This window comes from Dawidia cretensis, from assembly GCF_018598175.1.
GTDB classification, from domain to species: Bacteria; Bacteroidota; Bacteroidia; order Cytophagales; family Cyclobacteriaceae; genus Ohtaekwangia; species Ohtaekwangia cretensis.
Genome location: NZ_JAHESE010000035.1, coordinates 58,857 through 66,458, shown reverse-complemented (window position 1 = coordinate 66,458; position 7,602 = coordinate 58,857). Strand labels below are relative to the sequence as shown.

At 48.3% G+C, this 7,602-nt stretch carries 4 protein-coding genes; 2 read left to right on the top strand and 2 right to left on the bottom strand.

The window, feature by feature from the left end; all coding sequences use genetic code 11:
* Positions 1–94 precede the first annotated feature (94 nt).
* The gene (locus KK062_RS25000; RefSeq protein WP_254087105.1) at positions 95–682 is read left to right on the top strand and encodes a DUF308 domain-containing protein; all 588 of its coding nucleotides are present in this window, start codon (positions 95–97) and stop codon (positions 680–682) included.
* Positions 683–777: 95 nt separating this feature from the next.
* Positions 778–1,776 (top strand): hypothetical protein, encoded by a 999-nt coding sequence (locus KK062_RS24995; protein ID WP_254087104.1) that lies wholly within the window; start codon positions 778–780, stop codon positions 1,774–1,776.
* Positions 1,777–1,790: 14 nt separating this feature from the next.
* On the opposite strand, the gene KK062_RS24990 is transcribed toward KK062_RS24995, so the two are convergent.
* Positions 1,791–4,940, bottom strand: coding sequence for a glycosyl hydrolase (locus tag KK062_RS24990; RefSeq protein WP_254087103.1), 3,150 nt, complete (start codon positions 4,938–4,940; stop codon positions 1,791–1,793).
* 92 nt (positions 4,941–5,032) lie between these two features.
* A complete protein-coding gene (locus KK062_RS24985) occupies positions 5,033–7,489 on the bottom strand; it encodes a trehalase family glycosidase (protein WP_254087102.1) in 2,457 nt (818 codons plus the stop codon).
* Between the last annotated feature and the right edge of the window lie 113 nt (positions 7,490–7,602).

Here is a 7,602-nt window from a genome sequence, read left to right as displayed (position 1 = left end):
GGCGAACAACATTTTCCCAGCAGTTTAACTTAAGTGAAAATTTGACAACACGGAAATCGGGAACTTTGATTCCAACAATTAAAATCATCAGATCATGAACACGACAAATGAATTAAACACGGCAGAGGCCGCTCAATTTGTACAGACGGCAAGAGGCCTTCGGACACTTTATTTCGTGCGTGCCGGCTTTTCGATACTGTGGGTGATCGTCATGGCAACGGTGGGCAAAACAAATGCAGCACTGGCCGATATGCTCTTCATTCTTTATCCGGCCTGGGACGCCATTGCTACCTGGTTTGATATCAAGGCTAATCCGCCTTCAGCTCCAAAAACGCCGCAGTTCATTAATCTGGCTATTAGCGTTGGCACCACCGTGGCGGTTGCCCTGGCGTTGAAAGCAGGTGTGCCGACCGCATTAATGGTATTTGGCGCATGGGCGATCATAACCGGCATGATCCAACTTATACTCGGGCTGAAACGCCGTAAAGCGCTTGGCGGACAGTGGCCCATGATCGTTAGTGGAGGACAATCGACTATCGCCGGTATATCCTTTATCGCGCTTGCTCACGCCCCCACCATGGGTATCAGTAGCCTGGTTGGTTATGCGGCGTTCGGGGCTTTTTACTTTATCCTTTCGGCTATCCGCCTTTCAAAAACGATTAAAGCGTCTTCGGTTTCGTAGTAACACCGCTCACGAATGAACTATGCCGGCCGCCGGCATTTTAAATATTACCGCGATTGTACCGGATCAATTCGCTCTTTACTTTTCTCTATTCTATGAATTTTAAAATTATAGTAGTCGTCACACTGTTAAGCAGTACCGGCGTCTATGCACAAAACATGTTCAATATGTCCAGCCTTCACCCCACGGACACAATGCGGGGTGAAGCTCAGGAACAGGCTATTCGTTACCCCTCTCTTCGTCAGGCCTCGGTAACGGCCAGTTTTTTTGGTTCCGGCCATTTCGATTCAGACTTACAGGAAGAAGCTTTTGCCAGCGGTAAAAGCCGGAACGTACGGATCAGCTCCTTTTTTGCAATACCCATAACCCAGTGGAACGGCAATGCGATCAGCGCAACGATTTACCATAATCAACAGTTCTTTAAAGTAAGCGAGGTGAATAATCCGTTGCCAGGAACGCCACTGAGCAATGGTGACTTCAACAAAAGTACACTTGGCTTATCGCTCAACTTTTCGAGAACCGACGCTATCTTTCACACCCCGGTAGTATACTCTGCCGTCTTCACCGCCATCTCCGATAATTTAAAAAGCGTAAAACGATTCAATTTTAATGGCAGTATAGCCTTTCCAGTAAAGCACACGGCAGACGTTTCTCTTTCTTTGGGAGTATTGGTACAGATCGATCCTTCCGCTCCGTTTCCGGTATTACCCATCGTGAGCTATTACCGGCGACTGACCAACCATGGGTTACAGCTGATCCTGGATTTACCTCAGAGCGTGACGTTGAAGCAACCCGTATCAAGAAAAGCCTGGATCTATGTTGGAAGCACAGCCAATACCTTCACGTCGTTTTATCGACCGAACAACCCATTACTGCCTGAGCGTTTCAGCTATAATACCATCGAGTTTAAAAGCGGGCCGGGAGTTGAATATCTCTTCGGTAAATACCTGATGTTGGGCATTAGCGGTGGTATCAATACGATCGCTTCGGCCACCTTCATTGCAAAAGAGGCTCAGTACCATGATGCGTTCGTGAAGAATACAAACAAAGCCACGCCTTATGGTGAGCTTCGGATCTCACTGTTACCGTTTTGATATCTGCTACAGTTTTAATGAACCCCGTAATCGTATGTTTGAATGGTAACAGGCCCCAGCAACCCTGATGCCTGCAACTCGGAAGAAGCTGTGTACGGATTAAAAACCGCCCATGTTTTCCGTTCTTTCTCAGGCAACTGTTGATCGCCGATCAAACGGTTCATCCAATTATTGACGACTTCTACTTTCAGTCTATTTCCCCCCCGCGTCAAAAACGCAGAGATATTCAGACGGTACGGATATGTCCATACGCCACCCACATAGTGGTCGTTCACATACACTTTACCCATCGCCATGACATGACCAAGGTCAATGTACGTTTGTTGCTGCGGTACAGCGGCAATTTGGAAAATCGTCGTATATGTCGCGGTGCCCGAAAAATATTTGATCGCAGCATCCGAAGAATTTTTCCAGTCATAGAGACTGTCAAAACGGACGCTGCTTTCCGGCGCCGATAATCCTTTGAACGCCACCTCCCAGGGCGATGTCACCGTACTGATTACGCTCCCGGCGGGAAAATTCCGCGCACCTTTTTTTGAATCGACATTTGCCCCGTTAAACACAATGAATGCGCTTCCGAACGGCTCAAGCTCCAGCGGAACTGTTGTCTTTCTTCCGTCGCGGGTATACTCAGGCAATGCACGCATTTCACCGGTGAGCGCATCCCATACTTCAGGATTTCCGTTCGCCACGCGGAATGTGGCGTTGAATGTTACCTTTCTTTCCTGCTGATTGGAGATGTAGTAGACGTCATTATCACCTACTATACGATGAATAAAACGTACATCCAATGCGTTATTATCAACATTGCAATCCGGCAAAACAGACAGCACGCTAAAAACACTTTCGAGCGTTGCTTCCTCGCCGAATACATAACCCTTACCAAACTTTTGATGGCCACTGGGAGTAACATTCTTCCATAGCGCGTCCGAGAGTTTCTTTACTTCACGATCGGCGTGCGGATAGTTTACGAGGCTGGGTGAATGTTGCGGGGCGGCGCCCAGAACAACCAAACCTTGCTGTACCATATCTGTAATTTTCTTCAACAAGGCAGGACGCATGGTAGTAAGTTCAGGCAACACCAGCACGTTGTATTGCATTCCACTGCGAAGCGAAAGTTTTCCCTCTTTTACAGATGCCTGGCTGAGCAACACTTCGCCATTGATATAATCAAACGAATATCCCTTTGGCAAAGGAGGATCGCACACACCGGTCATCTTGGGTGCATCCTCGCCTATGAAATAGGCCACATCGGCACTATATCTCCCCTGTTGAAGCATGAAGTTAGTACGCTTGAGGTAGGCTGCAAAAACATCGAACTGTTCAAACCACGTATTCTTACGGTTAAACTCATTTCCAAACCATGCGTTCATCCCCGGCCACCGGTCTTCATACGGCTGATGTACATACACATGTAACAATGTGCTGTTGATGCCTTCGGTGAAAAAGCGGTCGCCACGTTGTTTCATCATGTATGGAGTTCTTCCAAACGTTCTTCCCGCAGCGGTAAAAGACTCTGCCCAAATTTTACGCTTGCCATAAATATGTCCGCTGGAAGAGGCCGCTTTGTTTTCGATGTCCCCCAGCGCACCTTCACTCCAGAACTCCCCGCTGATCTCATCCGACTGTCCACCGTATTGCAAAAACTCGCCCGGGAACCCCCAGTGCCCATAGTTCTCCAGCCAGGTTCTGAGACCATGTTTATGCGCCACTTCACGCAAGCCGCCAACATAATCGTATGCCACGCGATCTGCAATCAATCTGCGCAAGTCCCAAAGAAAGCGATCGGATATGTCAGGACTGCCAACCACTGTTCCGCTCAACACCGGCAGGTATGGAATGGGGTCATACCCATACACCTGTTTGAAACGGTCCGCCATATCGTCCGTCCAGTTCTGGCCGCCGGTTTCATAGCTATCTTCTACAATCAGCTTAAATGATTTCCGATCTTCTGCAGGCACTCTACGCAGTATTTCTCCGATGAATGCGTCAAAGTGGTAGGCCGCGTGTTGCTTGCTCATCTTATCGACCTCTAACCCTGTTGCTTCCGGTGACGCCGGAGCATTTGTCACCTGGGTAGTGAGCATCGCCGTGCGCAAAATCTTCCATTTACCGGTGGGCACATCCCATTCGAGTTTTCCGTTTTTGAACCTGGAGGTGATGTCAACCACATTGTTTGCCCCAACCCCCAGGGACGGGTCAGAAACTTCCGGCGGTTTGCGCCACAGGTAATCCTTCCACAACGGTAGCGGCGCCTGAAACATCTTCGCCAATGTTTTCTCCGGGTAGCGCTCCACCATCGGCTGAGAGGATAACCGAACATCGATGGTAGCACTCGCCGGATCAGCGACGACGAGGCGATAGTTTGTTGTTTTGACCTCCGGCAGGGAAATAACAACGGGCGCCAGCGGATCGAATCCTACGTTCAACGCCGTGTTGCTCCGGTTGATGGCAATGTGCGTAAGCAGCTTGTACTCCACACCTTCTTTATAATACAGATCTGCTGTAGTTAATATCGGTGCATCTACACAGATCACCAAACTGTGCATGGGGTTTTTCCCACTCACGTCAAAAGTAAGTATTCGTTCACGCGTATCGCCTTTTGCTATTCTGGCCTGGTAGCTTTCATCGTTTGCCGGAAGCGGCCAGGCAATCACGTTCACATCTTGTGCATGCGCGCCTACCACGGGTAGGTTTTGATTAATTTTTGCAGGCCCCTCGATCACTACTTCCGACGATGCCAGGTAACGCATACTCTGCGCCGGTTTGATCCAGGGCCCACCCGACTGACTCCACCCCGGGCAGTTGAACAAGCCTATCTCAATGTTCAATTCGGTGGCCGTTTTTAATGCGGCATGAAGGATCTTCCACCATTCGTCCGAAAAAACTTTGTGCGCTCCATAAGGAGTACCTTCGTTCACAATGTTGCTGCCGATAAAAGCCCGGTTGATGCCGGCTTTCTTCATGGCTTCGAGATCCTTGACGACGCCTTCTTTGGAAATATTGTCGGAGATCCAGTACCAATAGACGCCTAACTGCACACTATCCGGCACGTTACGAAATCCAGCCCGCAGGGCCGTGAACGAAAGATCCTTCTGGGCCTTTGTAGTCGTGTAACAAAGTAAAAACAGCACGCATGCTAACAATGTTGCTCTACAAACCATATACATTTATTTCTCCTATAACCCTCTGTGACTCCGGACCGGTTAAACCACAAGCTTAAACTGAAGTGTCTTTTTATCGGCGTAACGCCGATTTACTTCAACATGACTGTAATTTCGTTTGGAACGTCGCCTGCTTTATATTCAAACACCAACGTCCCTTCCTGCGTGCTCTTGATCCGCTTTAGCGTTCTATTATTCTGCAGTATGGTATAATAACTGCTTGGCTTGAGTGAATTGACTTGATAAACCAATACCCCAGAACCTCCAACCCGGGACGACTGGATAAAAACCACTTCATTGGGATCGCATTTTTTTATATCCAGCGTAAGTTCATTCTTCGGTGATGCTTTCAGCTGTAAGGAAGCCTTGTCGGCATTACCTTTAAAATACGATAACTCATTACCTGTATTGTAAAAACCAAAGTCAGTGTTGGAGACTATCTTAAACTTGCCGTTCGATAGGGCATACCTATTCACATCCAAATCAATGGTTAACTGTTGATTCCGATAGTTGTATTTTATCTGCGTTCCGGCCAGGTCCGGCGTAATGTGTGGATCAAGATAGAACCGGTTGTACAGCGGGTTGATGCCATAGATTGCCTGGTACAAGCCCACTACGGAAAGACAATTTCCCGAGAGAATATCGTCTCCGCGCCCGTCCTGGTTCGCGCGACCGTAACGCTGAAAGGCCAGGCCGTCTTTTTCATATTGCGTCAAAACTCTTTTCACATACTTGAGCGCTATCTCGGGCTTGTAGGAGGCGTACGCTTTTACGGCTACTGACCCCCACGACAAGAAGATGTCGCCATTCTCATAGTTTGGAAATGGAAATTGCCAGTCGTTGCCTTCACCCGGTGCATACGAGTACAGGCTGATTGGCCAAAAGAAAAGATTTTCCTTCTGCATTTGTCCTTCTATAATTTCCAATATTGTTTTGATCCGGGTTTGGTCATCACAAATACCGTAGGCAATGGCCATGAAATTTACCGGTGTAACCATGTTGGTTCCGTGAATGGAACCATCTTTATCTCTCCAATGTACATAACATTGCTTTTCAGCATCCCAGAAACCGCCGGATGAAGTAGGTTTATTAAAGTTTGCTTTTAGCTTCTCTGAAAACGTCTTGTATTGTTTTTCTTTTACACTGTTGCCCAGTTGCCTTTCAACATCCGCCCACAAAACAAGGGCGCGGTAGAGCTTGGCGTTCACAAAGGCATTTTCGTACGCGGCCCAAATAATGTCTATCCAGTCGCTTCCTCTTTTCTGACTATAGCTATCGGTCATCATCTCAACCAAACCGTTGCCGTTGCTGTCCCTGTTCACTATCCAATCCAATGCTTTCTCGCTGGATTGCTGATGCTTCCTCACCCACGAGAGGTCGCCATTTTGATCATACAGCTCGGCTACGTTTATCACAAAGTCCGGATTGGAATCCAGCAGGTATCCCCACTGCGCTTCATAGAAGCCCTTGTCGGTATATCCCTTCGGCATAGCATCTTCATTGCTGTAGGCCCACCGTGGCCACACTCTCCCGTCGGGCTTTATGGCATTATCGCGATAATAATCAAGGCACTCCTGGTAACCGGTTAAATAATTGTCGTCATTGATACCCAGGCCCATTTGCGCAATGTATTGTTCATGCAAGCAAATCGGACCATACGGCGTATGCCAGCTATTGCCGCCAAAATGTTTCTTGCCGATTACGCCAATGCGGGCGATGGTGTTCAACACAGCACTGACCTGTTCCTGATTGATGCCCACCAATTTGCCTCTGCCGAATTTCTCGTTAAAGTCAAAGTATGACAGTGTCATGCTTTGACTGCTTTGTCCTGATTGGACCTCTACAGGCGCCCATACATCGGTCGTGTCGCGCACATACATTCTCCTTTTTGTGTCTGCGTCAAACCGCGGCTGCATCCCTGTCGACGACACTCCGACTGTGTACACCAACTTATCGTCCACCGCCCGGCTGTAATCCATGGCGATCTGTTTGCCCGGCGCGGATACGGAAACCGTGAGCCCGTTGCCTGTCTTGCTATTCCAAAATTCAGATGTGTTGCTGCGTACGCCGTAGGTGTCCCGTTTCCTATTAAAAAGATAGAACCAGGCCAGCCCGCCGTAATCTTGATAGGCGCCCTCCCAGGTATTGATAGCCTCGAACCTAAAAACAGGAGACCCGAGATCTTCTGCTACTACTGTTTTCGACGTGGTCCGGTCTATGTCGAACCGGATGTCGTTGGCGCTGATCGTGAAGGTCCATGTTTCCTCTATGGAAAGATTCTGGTCGCCGTACGAGATTCCTTTCAGTATAATGGTATTACCGGCTATCGTTAGGGAAGGGTCTGACGACAGGGTTAACGTAGCGTACCGCGTGGCCTTTGTTCGGATCATGGAGTAAATACCCGCATCGCCCTGTATGACCTGCTGGCCGTTGACGATTACCTGTGATACGTTTGCTCTTTTGTTGTAGTCGAGCGTAAGGATCAGCTTTTCGTTGCCAAAAACAACCTTCCTTGCGTTTGCATCGTTGTTGATTTTTGACTGTGCCAAACATTCACAGGTGGAGCCAATACAAATAACCAAGTAAATAAGACGAAGTGTGAATAGTTTCTCTTTTGCCATGACGATCGTTGCTTTATAAAATTTAGTTTCCTGATCAATAC

Coding starts and splice junctions, on each gene's coding strand:
- KK062_RS25000 (WP_254087105.1), top strand. CDS start 95: ATGAACACGACAAATGAATTAAACACGGCAGAGGCCGCTCAATTTGTA.
- KK062_RS24995 (WP_254087104.1), top strand. CDS start 778: ATGAATTTTAAAATTATAGTAGTCGTCACACTGTTAAGCAGTACCGGC.
- KK062_RS24990 (WP_254087103.1), bottom strand. CDS start 4,940: ATGGTTTGTAGAGCAACATTGTTAGCATGCGTGCTGTTTTTACTTTGT.